The organism is Mobilitalea sibirica (genome assembly GCF_015999265.1).
In the GTDB taxonomy this organism is placed as follows: Bacteria; Bacillota; Clostridia; order Lachnospirales; family Lachnospiraceae; genus Mobilitalea; species Mobilitalea sibirica.
The window spans coordinates 222,946-242,471 of record NZ_JAEAGR010000003.1; the positions used below are offsets into that span (position 1 = coordinate 222,946).

The 19,526-nt window shown below is 37.4% G+C and carries 20 protein-coding genes; 17 read left to right on the forward strand and 3 right to left on the reverse strand.

Annotation, left to right across the window (positions count from 1 at the left end):
* Positions 1–27 precede the first annotated feature (27 nt).
* Positions 28–1,284, reverse strand: a complete 1,257-nt coding sequence (locus I5677_RS04550) for a cytochrome P450 (protein WP_197660385.1) — start codon at positions 1,282–1,284, stop codon at positions 28–30.
* Positions 1,285–1,488: 204 nt separating this feature from the next.
* Here I5677_RS04550 and I5677_RS04555 point away from each other — a divergent pair, with 204 nt between their 5' ends.
* From I5677_RS04555 to I5677_RS04605, 11 genes are all read left to right on the forward strand, one after another.
* Positions 1,489–1,893 carry a secondary thiamine-phosphate synthase enzyme YjbQ gene (locus I5677_RS04555; RefSeq protein ID WP_197660386.1) on the forward strand — a complete coding sequence of 135 codons (405 nt, stop codon included), beginning with the start codon at positions 1,489–1,491 and terminating at the stop codon, positions 1,891–1,893.
* A 184-nt stretch (positions 1,894–2,077) separates the two neighbouring features.
* Positions 2,078–2,848 (forward strand): dihydroorotate dehydrogenase electron transfer subunit, encoded by a 771-nt coding sequence (locus I5677_RS04560; RefSeq protein ID WP_197660387.1) that lies wholly within the window; start codon positions 2,078–2,080, stop codon positions 2,846–2,848.
* Positions 2,845–3,747, forward strand: coding sequence for a dihydroorotate dehydrogenase (locus tag I5677_RS04565; protein ID WP_197660388.1), 903 nt, complete (start codon positions 2,845–2,847; stop codon positions 3,745–3,747). The genes I5677_RS04560 and I5677_RS04565 overlap by 4 nt, the downstream gene beginning before the upstream one ends.
* Positions 3,748–3,961: 214 nt before the next feature.
* Complete coding sequence (pyrE, locus tag I5677_RS04570) at positions 3,962–4,639, forward strand: orotate phosphoribosyltransferase (RefSeq protein WP_197660389.1); 678 nt, start codon at positions 3,962–3,964, stop codon at positions 4,637–4,639.
* A gap of 26 nt (positions 4,640–4,665) precedes the next feature.
* Positions 4,666–4,818, forward strand: a complete 153-nt coding sequence (locus I5677_RS04575) for a hypothetical protein (protein WP_197660390.1) — start codon at positions 4,666–4,668, stop codon at positions 4,816–4,818.
* Positions 4,819–5,102: 284 nt separating this feature from the next.
* Positions 5,103–6,476 (forward strand): endo-1,4-beta-xylanase, encoded by a 1,374-nt coding sequence (locus tag I5677_RS04580; RefSeq protein ID WP_197660391.1) that lies wholly within the window; start codon positions 5,103–5,105, stop codon positions 6,474–6,476.
* A 298-nt stretch (positions 6,477–6,774) separates the two neighbouring features.
* A complete protein-coding gene (locus tag I5677_RS04585) occupies positions 6,775–7,416 on the forward strand; it encodes an undecaprenyl diphosphate synthase family protein (RefSeq protein WP_197660392.1) in 642 nt (213 codons plus the stop codon).
* Positions 7,417–7,639: 223 nt separating this feature from the next.
* The gene (queA, locus tag I5677_RS04590) at positions 7,640–8,695 is read left to right on the forward strand and encodes a tRNA preQ1(34) S-adenosylmethionine ribosyltransferase-isomerase QueA (protein ID WP_197660393.1); all 1,056 of its coding nucleotides are present in this window, start codon (positions 7,640–7,642) and stop codon (positions 8,693–8,695) included.
* Positions 8,696–8,986: 291 nt separating this feature from the next.
* Positions 8,987–9,538, forward strand: a complete 552-nt coding sequence (locus I5677_RS04595; RefSeq protein WP_197660394.1) for an RNA polymerase sigma factor — start codon at positions 8,987–8,989, stop codon at positions 9,536–9,538.
* Positions 9,531–10,280 (forward strand): DUF4367 domain-containing protein, encoded by a 750-nt coding sequence (locus I5677_RS04600; protein WP_197660395.1) that lies wholly within the window; start codon positions 9,531–9,533, stop codon positions 10,278–10,280. Before I5677_RS04595 ends, I5677_RS04600 begins: the two co-directional genes overlap by 8 nt.
* Before the next feature lie 66 nt (positions 10,281–10,346).
* Positions 10,347–10,769: a hypothetical protein gene (locus I5677_RS04605; RefSeq protein ID WP_197660396.1), complete on the forward strand. Its 423-nt coding sequence runs from the start codon at positions 10,347–10,349 to the stop codon at positions 10,767–10,769.
* 159 nt (positions 10,770–10,928) lie between these two features.
* Here I5677_RS04605 and I5677_RS04610 read toward each other — a convergent pair whose 3' ends face one another.
* Entirely contained in the window at positions 10,929–12,332 is a 1,404-nt protein-coding gene (locus I5677_RS04610; RefSeq protein WP_197660397.1) for an NAD(P)/FAD-dependent oxidoreductase, read from the reverse strand.
* Positions 12,333–12,594: 262 nt separating this feature from the next.
* On the opposite strand from I5677_RS04610, the gene I5677_RS04615 reads away from it, so the two are divergent.
* From I5677_RS04615 to I5677_RS04640, 6 genes are all read left to right on the forward strand, one after another.
* A complete protein-coding gene (locus I5677_RS04615) occupies positions 12,595–12,888 on the forward strand; it encodes a hypothetical protein (protein WP_197660398.1) in 294 nt (97 codons plus the stop codon).
* 313 nt (positions 12,889–13,201) lie between these two features.
* On the forward strand, positions 13,202–14,242 hold the full coding sequence (pheS, locus tag I5677_RS04620) for a phenylalanine--tRNA ligase subunit alpha (RefSeq protein ID WP_197660399.1): 1,041 nt from the start codon (positions 13,202–13,204) through the stop codon (positions 14,240–14,242).
* 13 nt (positions 14,243–14,255) lie between these two features.
* On the forward strand, positions 14,256–16,637 hold the full coding sequence (pheT, locus tag I5677_RS04625) for a phenylalanine--tRNA ligase subunit beta (protein WP_197660400.1): 2,382 nt from the start codon (positions 14,256–14,258) through the stop codon (positions 16,635–16,637).
* 263 nt (positions 16,638–16,900) lie between these two features.
* Complete coding sequence (gene lepB, locus I5677_RS04630) at positions 16,901–17,509, forward strand: signal peptidase I (protein ID WP_197660401.1); 609 nt, start codon at positions 16,901–16,903, stop codon at positions 17,507–17,509.
* Positions 17,510–17,586: 77 nt separating this feature from the next.
* On the forward strand, positions 17,587–18,141 hold the full coding sequence (locus tag I5677_RS04635) for a GNAT family N-acetyltransferase (RefSeq protein ID WP_197660402.1): 555 nt from the start codon (positions 17,587–17,589) through the stop codon (positions 18,139–18,141).
* Between the two features lie 244 nt (positions 18,142–18,385).
* A complete protein-coding gene (locus tag I5677_RS04640; protein WP_197660403.1) occupies positions 18,386–19,072 on the forward strand; it encodes a DUF6796 family protein in 687 nt (228 codons plus the stop codon).
* 105 nt (positions 19,073–19,177) lie between these two features.
* Here the strand turns inward: I5677_RS04640 and I5677_RS04645 are convergent, their stop codons facing one another.
* Positions 19,178–19,459 carry a DUF2812 domain-containing protein gene (locus I5677_RS04645; RefSeq protein WP_330617843.1) on the reverse strand — a complete coding sequence of 94 codons (282 nt, stop codon included), beginning with the start codon at positions 19,457–19,459 and terminating at the stop codon, positions 19,178–19,180.
* Positions 19,460–19,526: the final 67 nt, after the last annotated feature.

Sequence of the window (19,526 nt, forward strand, 5' to 3'; positions counted from 1 at the left end):
CAGGATTGTGTTCGTCAAGGGCCCAAGCTATACTAGTTTAATCTTCTGCATAATAAATTTACTTTTTGGCAAGGTAGGCATCCTTCGCAAGCTATAGCCCAAATCCTGTAGAGGAACCTTATATTTTAGATGATTTGCCAGAAAGCTCATACTAACCTTGATGAGCATGGTGGTAATCCACTCTCCGGGGCATCGGTGGCCGGTATCATAATTTCCGCCTCCCTGAGGTATGAAATCATAAGGACTTCCCTTACGATATTTGAAACGTTCCGGCCAGAAATGATTAGGCTGATACCATATACGGGCATCGTGATCCGTTCCATAAAGATCTAAGAATACAAGGGTTCCCTTTCGAAAGAGCTGATGGTTATAGAGGAAATCATTTCTTACCCTTGCACCAAGAAAAGGACCAAAGGGGTAATAACGGCGGACCTCCTGTGCGAACATATGCGTATAATTATCTTCATCATATTGTATTTTTTTCTCACACTCCGGGTTTGTATGCATCGCTACAGCACCAAAGGTAATATAAGTCGCTATTGCAGTAATCGGTCTTAATACATTGATAATCTCTATTCCGGCAATCTTAGGGCGAAGTAATTTTCCTTTTGCATCCCTATAAAATGCAATATCATGTAAAGCAGTACCCTCAGGAACGTAGATTTTTTCGCAGCGGGTATCCTTGATTATCTGTTTCATCCATTTTTCACATCTGTTACGGGCACACCTTCCTTTCCAATGCCTAGGACCCACAGCACCGAAAGCATCAATCATTGCAGAAAAATCCTTTGCCCGCTGCGTTACTTCAGATTTTCTGATTGGAACTCCCGCCCACTGACAGGCAGAGCGGCATAATATTTTTCCCGCCTCGTTAAACAGAATAATTCGGTCTTTCCGTTCCCATTGTTTCGCACTTTTTAACCATTGCTTCTCTGTTATTTTTACAAGTCTGTCCATCCTATTCGGAGTCATCATAGAAAGGAACATACTTTTGCGATGTTTGTGGTCAGGCCCATCCATAGTCTGAATTGCTTTTTTGCCAAAGAGGGTTTTTTGAATTCTCTTTGGTATGGCTCCTTTTCGAGTAAATAAATGATTGTTGTAAAATATTTCTGCAGCATCTTCCCCGCTCAAACAGATTACTTTTTGCCCCATCAGGCGGGTCTGGAACAAATCGGTTTTATATCTTCGACAACGATTTGGAATGAATAAATAACCTTCCATTAAAAGCTTGCAGGTGTTGTCAATACACCTATCCTTAGGAATTGTTCTTTTTGGTATCATAAGCATTATCTCCCATATGTTTTTACATTTTAATTCTATTATCTGCAACAAAGCAAAAAATATTTCATCCCTGCCTATATAATAAAAGACAAGATATTATCTTGTAATTTAAAACTGCCTTGTATATAATAAATAACAAGTTATGGAAAATAAAGTACAAGAAAATGACAAACGATATTACTATGGAAGGAAGTCGGATAGAAAATGAGTGAAGTTTACACCTTTGGGGTTAAAACCGATCAACATACTGCTATGATAGATATTACCAATGAGATAGCAGGTATAGTAAAGAAAAGCAACGTAAAACAGGGGTTATGCGTGGTGTATGTACCTCATACCACAGCGGCCGTAACGATAAATGAAAACGCTGATCCGGACGTTGTGCGGGATTTTATGATGGAAATTAACAAGTTGGTTCCGTTATCGGACGGATATCATCATAGGGAGGGCAATTCAGCTGCCCATATCAAGGCCAGTATGATTGGCTTCTCAGATACGATAATCATAGAGGATGGAAGATTGTTGCTTGGTACCTGGCAAGGGATTTATTTTATGGAGTTTGACGGTCCAAGAATTCGCAAAGTTCATGTAAAGATTATAGAAGGTTAAATTGTATCAATGAATGAATATCACGCAAAAGTGGTTTAGGTGGAAATTTGGCTTTTCAGTTCAGGAAGGGTTAATTTTACCGGAATTTATGATATTATACCTTGTGGTGATAGAAGATTTAGGATATAATGTACAGGATTAATTGGAAGATAAGTGAAGTAAGGTTAAGCATAGGAGAATATATATGGCATCTGCGGATAAAAAAAGAGTCTTGATTACCGAGAACACAGAAATTGCTCAGGGTGTATTCAGTATGTGGATTGATGCCGGTAATATGGCACAAAGTGCAAAGCCCGGACAATTTGTATCTTTATTTTGTAATGATAAAAGCTATTTACTTCCACGACCCATCAGTATTTGTGAAGTTGATAGGGACAATTTAAGATTACGACTGGTTTACCGGGTTGTGGGGAATGGTACGAAGGAATTTTCAAAATTAATAAAAAACAATACGGTTGAGGTAATGGGACCTTTGGGTAACGGATTTACCTTAGAAGAAGGAAAGAAGGCAATTTTAATCGGAGGCGGGATTGGAATCCCTCCCATGTTGGAGCTTTCCAAACAGTTAAACTGTGAAAAACATATTGTGTTAGGTTATCGTGATATAACTTTTCTTAATAAAGAATTTGAAACCTACGGTAAGGTATATGTAGCTACGGAGGATGGCAGCGTAGGGACGAAAGGTAATGTATTGAATGCGATACTTGCTAACTCTCTTACGGCTGATATCATCTATGCCTGTGGACCGACACCGATGTTAAGTGGTATTAAGGAATTTGCTTTAAAGAATGGAGTTAAGGCGCAATTGTCTTTAGAGGAGCGGATGGCATGCGGTATCGGAGCATGCTTGGGATGTGTATGCAAAACAAAAGAAACAGACCACCACAGTAATGTGAATAATAAGCGAATCTGTAAGGATGGACCTGTATTTTATGCCAGCGAGGTGGAGCTATGAATACAAGTGTAAAATTAGCCGGAGTAACCTTCAAAAACCCGGTAACAACTGCTTCCGGGACGTTTGGTTCGGGAATTGAATACAGTGAATATTTCGATCTCTCCAGGCTGGGAGCCGTAACGACGAAAGGAGTTTCCAATGTGGCATGGGCAGGTAATCCGACACCAAGGGTTGCTGAAACCTATGGTGGCATGCTCAATGCAATCGGACTTCAAAATCCCGGGATGAATGTATTTATTAACCGTGATATACCGTTTCTTAGAAAATATGATACGAAGATTATTGTTAATGTAGTTGGAAAAACCACAGAAGATTATTGTGAGGTGGTTGAACGCCTGGCAGATTGTGATGTGGATCTGTTGGAAATTAATATATCCTGTCCCAATGTAAAAGAAGGCGGAATTGCATTTGGACAGGATCCGAAATGTGTGGAAGCAATTACGGCGCAGTTGAAGAAAAGAGCAAAGCAGCCAATCATTATGAAGCTGAGTCCCAATGTCACAGATATCACAGAAATGGCAAGAGCAGCTGAAGCAGCAGGAGCGGATGCACTTTCCTTAATCAATACCCTGACCGGAATGAAGATAGACATTAATCGCAGAGCATTTTTACTGGCTAATAAAACCGGAGGTCTATCCGGGCCTGCCATTAAACCGATTGCCGTGCGGATGGTATATCAGGTAGCCAATGCTGTGCAAATACCGATTATCGGAATGGGTGGTATCATGAATGCTGAGGATGCCTTGGAATTTATTATGGCAGGAGCCAGTATGGTAGCCGTCGGAACCGCCAACTTTATAAATCCGAATGCGACTGCCACCGTAATAGAGGGGATAGAAGAATATATGAAGAATCATAATATCCCGGATATTAATGAGTTGATAGGATGTGTAAAATAAGAGTATTTTTCAGTCATGATAACGAGGATATGAATATATATAAATGTAATGGAATTAGCTGAAACTATATTAATGTAATTCTTATTCAATGCTTCATCAAAGGAACGAAACTAATACATTAATGATTTTTATATGAAAGTGGATACTATAATTTTCTACAGCGATTTAATTATTCAATAATTTATGATACAATAGACTTAGCAGGAGGAAACTTATGGAACAGTACAAAAAAGAATTTATTGAATTCATGGTAGACAGTAAGGTGTTGAAATTCGGTGATTTTACCACCAAAAGCGGCAGAAAAACCCCTTTCTTTGTGAATACCGGTTTTTATCGTACGGGAGGTCAGCTTCGTAGATTGGGAGAATATTACGCGAAAGCAATTCAAAGCAAATATGGTTTAGAATTTGATTTATTGTTTGGTCCCGCTTATAAGGGCATACCCTTAAGTGTTGCTACATCCATGGCAATCAGTGAGTTGTTTCAAAAGGATGTGAAGTATTGTTCCAACCGAAAAGAAGTAAAGGATCATGGTGATACCGGAATATTACTTGGATCACCGATTAGTAACGGAGATAGAATTATTATTATTGAAGATGTTACAACGGCCGGAACTTCCATCGGTGAAACCATGCCAATCTTACAGGCACAGGGAGAAGTGAATGTCCTAGGATTAATCGTGTCGGTCGACCGTATGGAAAGAGGGCAGGGTAAGAAGAGTGCTCTTTCTGAAATTGAAGAAACCTATGGAATTAAAACGACTGCTATTGTAACCATGCAGGAAGTGGTGGAACATTTATATAATAAGCCTTATCAGGGTAATATTATTATAGATGATACCTTAAAGGCTGCTATAGATGCATATTATCAGCAATATGGCGTTCATGAATAAATCATATTCAAAAGGAGGAAATATTTATGATGGAGAAGATTTATCACACTATGAAATCAGTTGGTGTATGGAATCTGGTATTGGGTATTGTATTAATAATTGCAGGTTTATTATCCGGTATTTTTATGATTGTCAACGGAGCGAAACTGCTTAAGAAAAAATCCGATTTGCTATTTTAGTCAGTAAATTATAAAGATATGCCCTGAAAGAAAATTCAAGTTAATTATACTTTCGGGGCATATCCTTTTATTTACACGAAGGCAAAGTGAGAGTGCTTTCAGTTTGTTTTTGACGGAATTTAATAGTTATTTCACTGTTTTTTGTTAATGTATGAGACCATGCTTTTTTATGTCTATGCTATAATAGGATTGATAGTAGAGTCAATATGACTTCATCCGGTTGTTGGTTTTTAGGAAGCATAAATCATTAAATACTATGGTGATATGAGATAAGGAGACATAGCATGAAACGTATAGGAATAGGTAAAAGGGTAATATCAATATTTTTATTTGCTCTTATTGTAATGATATTGATAGGGTGTAGCAAAAAGGATAATAAAGCAAACGCACCTATGTTGCCAATCGGTGAGATTTCATTGAATTCCAACGAGGCTTCCCAGTCAAATGAGCAAGCAGCCACAGGTAAGGAGCAAAAAAATGAACATAACAATGAGCAGACAATTATTTCAAGTGGTGATAAATTGGTGGTCGACGGATATGATATTACTAAAGCCACCACAGGCACCAGTCTTAAGGATGCTTATGCCGGATATTTTACCATGGGAGTCGCAATTAATGGTAGCCATCCTTCCAACAGTACCGTTGCATCCGATGCAATGGCGGAGATTATGAAGTACCATTTTAATAGTACTACCTTTAGTAATTTAATGAAGCCTATGTACTTACTGGATCAAAGAGCCAGCATGCGTAATTATAATTCCGGAATAGAGACTCCTGCTGTGAATTTTTCAAGTATTATTGATGGCATGGAGTTTGCTAAGGAAAACAATATTAAAATGAGAGGCCATGTACTTGTGTGGCACGAACAGGCACCGGACTGGTTTTTTCGTGAAGGCTATGAAAGTAGTGGCAAATATGTAGAGAAAGAAACCATGCTAATGCGCATGGAAAATTACATAAAACAGGTATTGGAATTTACACAAACGCAGTATCCGGGCGTTATATATTGCTGGGATGTTGTAAATGAGGCAGTCGAAAACAACGAAGGGGCATATGAACTGGAAAGTGGTTATGAAATACGTACCAACTATCATAGCGGAGAAAATCTCTGGTATAAGGTAATCGGTGTGGATTATGTAGTAAAAGCTTTTGAATACGCAAGAAAATATGCAGATCCTAAGGTAAAACTATTCTATAATGATTATAACTCATTTCAAGAAGCGAAGACACAAAGTATCTATGATCTGGTTTTTGATCTAAAACAAAAAGGTCTCGTAGATGGCCTGGGTATGCAAGGATACATGGACCTAGTTTATCCGGAAATTAACAGCGGAGTTGATAATGTTAGATCAGCCCTTTCAAAATTCTCGGACTTAGGATTAGAGATTCATATCACAGAGCTTACAATACGCAGTCAAGATAAATCAAGCCAATCCTTTCGGATACAGGCAGATCGTTATGAGGAATTATTTAAAATGCTAATTGAAATGGATACGGATGGCGGAGGACCGGCCAATATTACGAACGTTACTTTCTTTGCCATTATGGATGAATATCTTTTCTACCGAAATAATAATAATCCGGAATATCATCGTCTCTTCGATGGGCAGCTTCAACCTAAGCCCGCATTTTATAGCGTTCTTTCTGTAGTGGATTAAAAGAATAAGGATTGAAGGTAATATGAATTGTAGTAAAGTCACATAATAAAGTGTTATTAGAAGCACTTAAATAATAATTTAGACGGGATATAGGGTTTGTCCACAGGCACCGGTGAGAATATATCATTATATGTTCCTTCGAAATGTGCAGAATGGGATAATCCCATATCTCGTTTTGTTTTCGTTTTATTTTGCGCGAACCCGCTAGGGTTGTGCTAAGGTAAAGTGTGTGTTTCTCTCAGTTGCATAATTCTTTAAAATAAGGGCAGTATTTTTGAATAGAAAGGACGTGTAGATAATGAAAATACCAAACCATATCGGCATTATTCCTGATGGTAACAGAAGATGGGCGAGGGACAGGGGGATGGGTGTGGAACAGGGTTATAATTATGGCTTAAAACCGGGATTAGAGCTTCTGCGCTTAGCAAAGTCATATGGGGTCAAGGAAATTACTTATTATGGATTTACCGTAGACAATTGCAAAAGACCAAAGTTTCAACAGGAAGCGTTTCAAAAGGCATGTATAGATGCAGTAAAATTAATAGCAGCAGAGGGGACTTCCCTTCTGGTGATTGGTAATACAAAATCCCAGTGTTTTCCTCAGGAGCTTCTTCCTTATACAAAACGGACGGACATCAACGGAGGGGGTATGAAAGTCAATTTTCTTGTGAATTATGGATGGGAATGGGATTTATCCGGTTTAAAATCCGATGGAGATTCTAAAAATTCAATTCATAGTAGAATAAACTCCAGCGATATTTCAAGAATAGATCTTATAATTCGATGGGGAAATATGCGCAGACTATCCGGTTTTCTACCAATTCAATCCGTATATTCTGATTTCTATGTGGTTGACGAAATGTGGCCTGACTTTTGCTCCGATCATTTTGAGCAGGCGATAAAGTGGTATAATATGCAGGATATTACATTGGGAGGATAAATATTTATTAGTAAATTACTAGAGAAAGAAGAGTAGATTTTTTGTGAAATTAACTATATAATTATATCCATGCTAATGTATAATAGCCATGGGATATAAGTTTCATGATTCTATACAAATCAAAACTTGAAAAGATGCCATTGGATATAGAATTACACGATTTTATATCTTTAAGTGGTTATGATTGTGATAAACTTAAAAACTATGAAAGATAGGAGTTAACATGAAGACACAAGATTTTTATTACGATTTACCGGAAGAATTAATTGCACAAAGTCCCTTGGAGGATCGCTCGGGTTCCAGGTTGCTGGTACTGAATAAAAAGACAGGGGAAACGCAGCATAGAATATTTAAAGATATCATTCAACTGCTACAAAAAGGAGATTGTTTGGTTATTAATAATACAAAGGTCATACCGGCCAGATTAATCGGAGAAAAAATTCATCAACATAATAACTGCGAGGATGGGAATGAGCATGGAGCTAAGATCGAACTTCTACTCTTAAAAAGAGGTGAGAACGACACCTGGGAAACCCTGGTTAAGCCCGGAAAGAAAGCAAGACCGGGTACAAAAATCAGCTTTGGTAATGGGATTTTAGTCGGCGAAATTCTTGATGTGGTTGAGGAAGGCAATCGGCTTGTTAAGTTTACCTACGAAGGAATTTTTGAAGAAATACTGGATCAATTGGGAGAGATGCCTCTTCCTCCTTATATTACGCAGGAACTTAAGGATAAGGACAGATACCAGACCGTTTATGCAAAAAATGAAGGGTCTGCTGCGGCACCTACCGCTGGGTTGCATTTTACAAATGAGCTTTTAGAACAGATTGAAGCTATGGGGGTCACTATTGCCAATGTAACCCTTCATGTAGGCCTAGGCACTTTCCGCCCGGTTAAGGTAGATAATGTTCAAGAGCATCATATGCATTCAGAATTTTACCAGGTTCTGGAGGAAGAAGCGGCAAAAATAAATGAAGCCAAAAAAAACGGAGGTAGAGTTATCTGTGTCGGAACCACCAGTTGTAGGACAATTGAATCTGCCTCAGATGAAAACGGTGTTCTACATGCTGGAAGTGGAGATACGTCGATATTTATATACCCGGGTTATAAGTTTAAAATTATGGACGCACTGATAACCAATTTTCATTTGCCGGAATCTACACTAATGATGTTGGTATCAGCCTTGGCCGGCAGAGATCATATAATGGAAGCTTATAAGGAAGCAGTGAAAGAACGATATCGTTTCTTTAGCTTTGGAGACGCCATGTTCATTCAATAGTAAAGTCAAAACGTTTCGATTCGAAAGACTCCATCCTAAGGCAATGGTTTTATCGTTGATTTATAGCCTGTGCTATAGAAAATTCAATGCTGTCCATCACACTGCAAGTCAAAAAAGACAAGGAATTTTGGCACATCATGCAGGTCTGACAGAGCAGGGAATGTGAGTGCCTGTAATCTGAGTAACGATTGAAAATTTTAAATCGATGAAATGATTGGTGATAATGGCTTAGGTTATTGGAAAAGTCAGGATATAACGAAAGATTAATTTAAGCTCAGGGGATGGATTAACATGTTATCATTTATTTTAACAATAGAAGATGTAAAAAAGCGTGATAAAATGGAAGACCTATATATTACATATCGAAAGGAACTGTTCTACATATCCTATCAGATTCTCCATAGTTATCATGATGCTGAAGACGTTATACAGAATGCATTTATAAAAATTTATAAGCATTTAGATAAAATTGGCGAAATTAAGTGTAAGAAAACAAGGGCATATTTGGTTATAGTTGTTAGAAACTTATCTTTTGACCGATATAATGAAAAAAAGAGAATTATGCCAACAGAATTTACGGATGGTTTAGAGATAGATGATACAAGTCTATCTTTGGATGAGCATGTCCTTAATTTAGAGCGGGGGAAGGAATTGGCTGAAGCTTTAAGCAAAATCAATTCTGGGTATGCAGATATACTAAGTTTAAGATATTATTATGAGATGAGTCTTACTGAGATTGGGGATTTGCTTAACCTATCTACAGATAATGTCTGTGTGAAGATTCATCGGGCAAAAGCGGCCTTAAAGAAAATATTATCTGAAGGAGGGGTCACGAATGAATGAATTATCTAATATGGACAAGGAATACAAATCGAGCCTCGAAGATAATTTTCTAAGGCATATTGGATTTGAGCATGTTCATAACCTGTGTAGAGAATTGGATATGAATATAAATGGACAGGAGGGAACTATACTTCCTGAGAGTTTGGATTTGTGGTTCGATGCTTACTATAGACAGGAACTAAGAAAGAAGAAAAGAAATGATAACAGGATTAGGGTAATGCGGCAATTAAAAAAAGCTGCCATATTTATCTTGTTGTTGGTTGGAGTTAATTATTTTCTTGTCATAAGTGTTGACGCTTATCGGGTTAGGTTTTTCAATACAATTATGAATATACAGGAGCGATTTACTCAGATTGATTATGTCAAAGATAGCAACCAGACCACCATACCTGATAATTGGGATGGTTACTATTATCCTTCCTATATTCCGGAGGGCTATCAACTGGATTCCGTAATCGGCGATACCAGGCTTGTCAGAGTAATTCATTATGTAAAGGAGGACCAAAAGATCATATTCCAACAGTTTACAGGGCAACCGTCAATACAGGTGGACTCCGAAGGTGGGATAGTTGAAAGAATTGAAATATTCGGAGATCAAAAAGCTGTTTTTGTAGAAAAAGAAAATTATAGATCAATTAGTTGGACTTTTGATGATAGGGTGTTTTTTTTACAAAGTTCAGATATTGATATTACCAAAAACCATTTGATAAAGATTGCAGAAAGTCTTGAAATAAAAAAATAAAGGAATAAGTAAGTGTAAGAAAAAGCCTCCCGGATCGTTATATATGTGTGAAAGGAGGTTTTTGTAATGAAAAAATATATTAATATTCTTATTTTGTGTCTGGCGCTAATCGCAAGTAACTTGGTGTTACCTTCTGAAGCAGCTGCAGCTTCCAAAACAGATCGTATTGTGCAACCAATGTATATTAGTATTAATTCATTTATTAATACCTTTGATATTTCAAGTGATGGAAGAGCAGTCGTTTATTCCTACTTAACAACCAGAGACAGTGATCGGCAGTCCATAAGTATCTATCTGGAGAAATATAATAATGGAGCCTGGTCTTCGGTAGATAGCTGGTCTGCAACATCTTATTCCGGTACGGCGTATATTAGCGATACAATATATGTTGTGCATGGTCAGTACAGAATGCGGGCTACTGGTTCATCCTATAAAAATGGTAGACTTATTGAAATGTCCAGTTATATCAGCCAGACAATAATATATTAATATGAGAATTATTATAGAATTGATAATTAATAACTTTTCCTTTTAATTCATAATGCTTGCCTCCACAAGCATATCAAGGGGCTGTTGTAATAACAACAGCCCCTTGATGATTCAGATGTAACAACCATATTCGATTAAATCATTCATCTTTATTATAATTTAATGTATCTTAAATTTCTCCATTATGCTTCTTGCTACACTGATACCATTGGCAGAGGCCTGTTGTAATCCTCGGGTAACGGAAGCACCGTCACCGATCGCCCTAAGTCCTTCCACACTGGTTTCAAAATCTTTATTTACAACTACTTTATTGGAATAGAATTTAACCTCTACACCATAAAGCAGGGTCTCATCGCTGGCAATACCGGGGGTAACCTTATCAAGAGCTAAGATCATTTCCTTAATATCTACCATAATTCTGTGAGGGAATACCAGAGATAAATCTCCTGGAATAGCATCCTTTAAGGTTGGTATTAAATTATTCCTGCAAAGTCGTTCTTCTGTCGTTCTTCTGCCTCTTTGGAAATCTCCGAAAGTCTGCACTAAGATTCTTCCGCCGCATAGCATGTTGCTGAGCTGTGCAATATGCTTACCGTATTCAATCGGTGTTTTAAAGGGCTTAGTAAAATTCTTGGATACTAAAATTGCAAAATTCGTATTGTTAGTTTTGAACTCTTTCGATTTATAAGCATGTCCGTTAACAACAGCTAAATTATTCTCATAATATTCGGTTGCTACCTCACCCGAGGGATTCGTACAGAAGGTACGGACCTTATCGTCAAAGGTTGGAGTATAGTATACCAGTTTTGCCTCATAGAGGTTTTTATTTAAGAATTCCATAACCTCGTCTCGAACCTCAACCCGGACACCAATATCAACTGTACCAACCTTGGTTTCAATACCATGGTCATTGCAGATATGACAGAACCAGTCAGAGCCTTCACGGCCGATAGCAGCTACAATTTCCTCTGCATAATAGGTATCCCCTTTGGTCGTGGTAATACCCTTTGCTTTTTTATCTTCAATCAGAATATCTTCAACCATCGTGTTAAACATCATTTCTACACCGGATTCCAGTAGGTGCTCCTGTAATCTGGTATATATTTTATAACCTTCTTCCGTACCCAGATGTCTGATCGGACATTCAATTAGTTTTAGATTAGCATTGATAGCCCTTCTTCTGATTTCTCGGATTTCTGTTTCCTTATCGATTCCATATACATTGGTATCAGCACCAAACTTAAGATAGATGTTATCGGATTCATGAATTAATTCCACAGCCTTATCATAACCCAGTATTTCTGGAAGATTTCCGCCTACATCCGGAGAAAGGGATAGCTTTCCGTCAGAAAATGCACCGGCACCGGCGAATCCTGTTGTAATTGAGCATGGCTTACATCCTACACATTGCTTTGTTACTCTCTTGGGACAAGTTCTTTTTTCTATCGGTCTCCCTTTTTCAACCATCAAAATCTTGAGATTTTTGTTTTCCTTAATAAGTTCATAAGCACAAAAAATACCGGAAGGACCGGCTCCAATTATAATAACATCGTACTTTTGCATTCACAACTCTCCTTTTGTGTTTTATAACCATTGCTCATAACCTCGCTCATTCTATCATAAATTCCAATTAAAAACAAGTATTGAGAGCTTTGTGGGATATTAAATATAATGAACTTAAGTATAATCGGGACTTATAACTTAAATATGTTAAAGTATAGAAAGATATTAGAGTCGACAAAATTATATTTGCAATCAACAAAGCACATGCGAAATGTAAATAACTTCTTGACAATATGGAAATAGTCGTTTAATATATGAGAAAATGAAAAAAACATTGAAGGTGAATGTAGTAGGATATATTTTCCCGCCAGAGAGGATGTGCCACCGGCTGAGAGCATGTTCAGGGTTCAGATGTATCACGAAGTTCGGCACCGGAGTTGCCTTTAAAATATCTACAGATATCATTGCATACGCAGTATCTGAAGATAGAAGAGAGGCCGGGTCAGTTCCGTTATCACTGTCAGAGGAGCTTATATACGAAATAAGCTTGAATTTGGGTGGTACCACGATGCTTTCGTCCCTTGCGGATGGGAGCTTTTTTAATGCTGTCATGTAAGCATAACTTATATGAAGGGCTGACGCAAAAGGATATGCTGGAAGTATGATTTACCTCACACACAGGTTGAAGGACACATTATTGATTATGTATGCCTATATCGGACATATATGTACGCTCTGGTCATACATAATCAACAACATGTCCGTCAAACAGTGTATTACGGTAAATCATACTCCCAGCATATCCATCACGGTCAGCCCTTGGACAGCGGAGCTGTCACAGCATTAGCATAGCATACCCGTATCAGTAGCATATAACTTGAGGTTTAGAACATTATGAATTTAAGATAATTAGATTAGGAGGAGATAACATGTTAGAAAACTTGGAAAGAATCAAACAACAGTTTAGTGATGAACTGAGTGCAGTTAAATCAAGAGATGAACTGGAGAAAATCAGGGTTGCCTTTCTTGGTAAGAAGGGACTTGTAACGGAGGAGCTGAAAAATCTTCGTAATCTTAATGCGGAGGAAAAAAAGGTTGCCGGTATGCAGGTAAATATGCTAAAAAATGAAATTGAGCAGGCAATTGTTGACTACCAGAAAACCCTTGAGGAGATGGAATACCAAAAGCAGATTGAAAGCGCCGAGCGTTATGACTATTCTATACCTTCAGAAGTTGAAGTCGGAACCCTACATCCGATTACGATCGTTCAAAAGAAGATTGAAGACATCTTTAAAACAATGGGCTTTATTATAGAGGATGGTTTGGAAATTCAGACTGAGTATAACAACTTTGAGGCGGTTAATATTCCAAAGAACCATCCGGCAAGAGATATGACGGATACCTATTATCTGGAGAACGGACAATTATTAAAGACCCATACCTCTGCTTCTCAGAATACGATTATGAAAAAGTATGGTGCACCAAAGCCCGGTGAACCTTTAAAGGTTTTATTCCCCGGAAGGTGTTTTAGAAATGAAAATATTGATGCGAGTCATGAAAATACCTTCTTCCAGTTGGAAGGAATGATGATTGGTGAAGACATCTCCATCTCTAATCTGATTTATTTTATGAAGGCATTGCTGACGGAAGTGTTCCAAAGAGAAGTGAAGGTACGGTTAAGACCGGGCTTTTTCCCCTTCGTGGAACCGGGCTTTGAACTAGATATTAATTGTGCCATCTGTGGCGGCGAGGGATGTCCTACCTGTAAACATTCCGGCTGGGTAGAGCTCTTACCCTGTGGTATGATACATCCGAATGTACTTTCTATGGGTGGTATTGATCCTGATAAATATACCGGTTTTGCTTTCGGTCTGGGTCTAACACGTTTAGCAATGATGAAATACAATATCAAGGACATTCGTCTGTTCAATAGCGGTAACTTAAAGCAGTTAAGACAGTTTACGAAATAGGAGGGATTGGATTATGTTAATATCAATGAATTGGATATCTGAGTTTACGGATCTTAGCGGTGTGGATATAAAAGAGCTGATTAATCAGTTCACCTTATCCACGGCTGAGGTCGAAGATATATATGAGATGGGTAAAAACATTAAGGATGTAGTAGTAGGAAAGCTGGTTGAGATTAACGACCATCCGAATTCAAAGAAGCTACATCTGGTAAAAGTGGATATCGGTAGTGAAGTAGTTGAATGTGTTTGCGGTGCCCCCAATGTATTCGTCGGAGCTGTGGTTCCTTTTGCTAAACTGGGTGGTCAGGTAGGCGAACTGGTAATTAAAGAGGTACAAATAGCCGGTGCAACCAGCCGCGGTATGTGTTGTTCGGAGAAAGAGTTGGGTATCAGTGATAACCACGAAGGTCTTATGATACTTGATGATATCTATCCTCTAGGAACAGATATCAAAGAATTTATGCAGTTAGAGGATACGGTATTTGAAGTGGATAATAAATCCCTAACAAACCGTCCTGATCTTTGGGGTCATTACGGTATTGCTAGGGAAATAGCTACTCTTACCAAGAGACCTTTAAAACCTTTAGAATTAATGGATACTGACATATATAGAGAATTGGCACCGATTGATTTGAAGGTAGAAAACACGGATAAAATCTATCGTTACAGCTGTATTACAATAGACAATATTACTAAGAAGAAATCTCCGATTAATATGAGAATACGTCTTACCTATTGCGGTATGAGACCAATTAATCTTCTGGCGGATTTGACTAACTACCTGATGATGGAGATGGGGCAGCCGATGCATGCCTTTGATAACGGCAAGGTATCAAAAATCAGGGTGAAAACCATGCCGGAGCAAACTAATTTTTTAACCTTAGATGGTGTGGAAAGAAAAATAGACACCGATACTTTAATGATCTGTGATGAGAAAGAGCCCGTAGCAATTGCAGGTATCATGGGTGGAGAGCTCTCCGAGATTACGGATAATACAGACTCTGTTCTATTAGAATCCGCGAACTTTGATGCAGTTTCTGTCCGTAAGTCAGCTACCCGCCTCGGAATGCGTACGGATGCCAGCGCTAGGTATGAGAAAACTATTGATCCGGAGCTGACGGTTCCTGCAATTAAGCGTTTCTTAAAGCTTTTAGCTGAGATTGATCCGGGAGTTAAAGTGACTTCTGCCCTAACAGACTGTTATGTGAAGCATTATGAAACGATCACAATTCAGTTTGATAAGGCCTATGTAGATAAGTACACCGGAATTGACATTTCTTCAAATTTTATTGAAGAGACTCTAACTGCCCTTGGCTTTGGTTTGAACCGTAAGGGTGATGAATTTGAAGTGGTGGTTCCTTCCTGGAGAGCGACCAAGGATGTTACCATGAAGGCGGATATGATTGAGGAAATTACCCGTATCTATGGCTATGATAACTTTGAAATCAAGTCCACGAAGAGTTTACTTACACCGATCCGTCACAGTGAGGACAGAGACAATGAATTAAAAATGAAGCTGTTCTTATCCGAACGTTATGCGATGAACGAGGTTCACAGCTATCTGTGGTATGAGAGTAAGCTAAACAAAGAAATTGGAATTGTAACAGAGCCAAATATTCGGGTAATCAATTCCTTGACCGCAGAGAATGATACCATTCGCTCTACAATTATCCCCAGTCTTCTTGGATTTGTTTATAAGAATGTAGACACCACTCCGGAGATGGGCATGTTCGAGATTGGTCGTGTGTCAGACGGTTTAAAAGAGGATGGACTTTGCAACGAGAGAAAGAGACTTGGTATTGTTGTTGCAAGTAAGAAGTTAAGCGAAAAAGAGGTTTACTTTAAAGTAAAGGAAATCGTAGAACAGCTTCTTCTTGCCATTAAGAATGTAAGACCTGTATTTGCTATTAAAGAAGAGTTAAGTAAATATAACTATGTTCATCCGGTGAATTCGGCAAAAATAAGCCTAAAGGGTGAGGAGATTGGTTATTTCTCTGTATTGAATCCTAAGGTAAAGAATAAGATTGATAAAAAGTTAAATGTAGCTTATGCAGAGATTGATGTGGAGTTACTTGAGACTGTGACTGCAGAGACCCTACGCTACGTCGAGCCATCCAAATATCCGGGAGTAACCATTGATCTAAGTCTTCTGACAGAGAAGGAACTCCGCTTCGAAAAAATAGCAGAGTATATAGGAGAATACAAATGTGAATACCTTAAGAGTTTCCACCTGGTAGATATCTTCGAGGATGAGAAGCTACTTCCAGGTAAGAAGAGTGTTACAATCCGATTCGAGTTTGTTTCTATGGAACGTACCTTGGAAGGCCAAGAGATATCTGCTATGACGGATGAGTTGTTGGCAATCTTGAAGGCTAAAGGAATTGAGTTAAGATAAAAGGCAGCTAAGTAAAGTAAATAGTTAATGTATTAGAAGTAAAAGGCAACTGTAAAAGATGAGTGTAACAGATATAACTGATTACATCGTATCTAATATAGTTGTCTTTTTATATAAACGTTAAGTTCAGTGGTAGATATTTAATATAAATATTATTTGCTAATATGCATTATGGGTGGTAATATATGGATAAAGTGTTTGTGTTTTTGTCTTTTGCATACAATCGCTTAATTGAGAATGATTTGCACTGTGGAGGAACATATATGGATAAGAAAAAGTTATTAAAAGAAATTGCAAGTTGGGTTATATTATTCTTTATTGCATTTAGTATAGCATTTTTATTTAGTAGTAAGGCTTATGCGAAAGTCATAGTGAAAGAAAGATCTATGGAAAATACTTTATTTGAGAATCAACATATGATGGTAGATATTATTGGTTACAGTTTTAAGGGTCCGCAAAGAGGTGATATTGTAACCTTTTTTACGAATGAGGAAAAAGGTAATTTATTGAATGATTTACAAAGATATATTGATGGTATTGAGTGCCGTTTTGATAAAAACAAAGATTATGATGAATTGCATGAAAGATATGTGAAAAGAGTGATTGGAATTGAGGGCGATGTTATAGACATTCAACACGGATCTGTTTATGTTAATGGAGAGAAAATTGAAGAGGACTATGCGATAGGAGAAACCTTGGCGAGAGAAGTTCAGTTACCAATAAAGGTTGGTAAAGATAAGCTTTTTGTTTTAGGAGATAACAGGGAAGTTAGTATTGACAGCAGAGAATTTGGATTGATTGATGTAAATCAGATAGAGGGTAAGGTGATATTAAGAGTTTATCCTTTTAAATCAGTTGGTAAAGTGAAATAAGAATATTAAGATAGAACAATAAATAAGGAATATAAAAGCTGGTCTCTGTATATTCATTTTCTGAAAGGGTGAGGAAAATGATTAAGCATATAGGGACCAATTCTATTGAAACAATCCGATTAATACTACGAAGGTTTGATATACAGGACGCTAACGATATGTATCATAATTGGGCCGGTGACCCGGAGGTTTGTAAGTTTTTATCCTGGGGACCCCATGATAATATCAGTGTTACCGAGAGACGAATTAGGGATTGGATTAGATTTTATAATCAATCTAATTTTTATAATTGGGCACTTTTTTTAAAAAACGAAGAAAAAGTAATAGGCTCAATCAGTGCAGAGATATTAAATGACATAGATAGAACTTGTGAAGTTGGTTATTGTATTGGAAAGGAATATTGGTGTAGGGGAATTATGACGGAAGCCTTAAGAGCTGTTATGCATTATCTATTTTACGAAGTGGGATACCATAAGATAATCGCAAAACATGATGTCCTTAATGTTGCCAGTGGTATGGTTATGCAAAAAGCAGGGATGCAGTTTGATAAAGTATTATTTCATGCAAATCATAGGAGAGACGGAAGTTATGGTGATGTGGCAGTATATGTGAAAAATAGAAAGGACGATTAATATCTTAAAAGATTTTTTGGCTATTTAATTCAGTTATTTAAGTAGTTTGAAGAGCTGTTAGCATTGTGAAAAAATATATTCATTTTAGGAAATAAAGTTACAACTTAACATAATAATTCAATAGATAATGCTACAATATGGTATACTTTATATAGATAACTGTAAAAAAACATAAATTCAATTGGCGTAGCCACTGGATATAAATGAACGGAATATGAACGTTTATTGCCAAGGAGGAAAGGAAATGAATTGTAGGACAAGCAGAACAGATTTCGTAATCGTATTAGGACTTATTGGTATCTTAGGAATGTTAATCACAATTATCAGTGACTTTATTTTACTGGCAAAACCAACGGATGCGTATACATTTTTTAAGATGGGCACGGAAACTATGGCAGATATTTCGTCTTGGAGAATAACAGTAGGCACCTTTCTTGGGGTCATTGTATTACCGATACAAATCCTTGGCCTCATACCCTTATATTATGCTTTAAAACCTGCCGGGAAGGTACAATCAAGAATTGTTTTTTTTATCAGTGCCCATGCGTTAATGATGGGAGTTGGATTTCATACGGCCTATGCATATATGGGAAGTGGTTGGAGATTATATCATAATGTAGTTACTGATAAGGATTTGGTTTTAGACTTGATGCACCGATATGATTTTTATTGGCGGATTATCATAATAATCATGATGTCCGAGCTTATCGTTAGCTCTATCCTTTATGTTATTATTTTATTAAAAGGAAAATCTATGTTTCCTAAATGGATGGCACTTCTAAATCCGGTTTTTATTATGGCTTTGGTCTTACCACTGATAGCGGTTCTTCCGGCACCGGTTGGAGGCTATGTGGCGCCGGCAGTTCTTAATATATCAACTCTAGTTTTTGTAAGTATAATCATGATTCAATATAAAAGAAAAAAAGTCTAATATTTTTGTTTGGCACTCTCCTTAGGGGATATTACCAATTAATATGGCTGTTATTAGAGTTAAATAGGATAAGTAACTTAAAGGCTTGAGCAAACGTTAACATGATTATTTCAATATTTTATTAAGCGAAAGGAACCGGAAAACAGCTTTGTTTCCGATTCCTTTTACATAATAGATGAATTCACTTATTGAATATCTTCTTCCGCTATCAATTTCAAAATTGATTTTTGCATTAAAATCTAGTTTATAACGATATATCTCATCGGATTTTTTATACGTATGATGAAATAACCCACCTTTTATCAGTTGCCAACCTTTTTCTGCCATAGAATTAATATAGGCTTCATCTCTGTCATATTCCCATGCCAGATATAAGGTTGGTATTATTTTTAGGAAAGATCATTCTGAAGGCTAAGAAGTAATTAAATTAAGTATAATATTAATGATTCGCTAA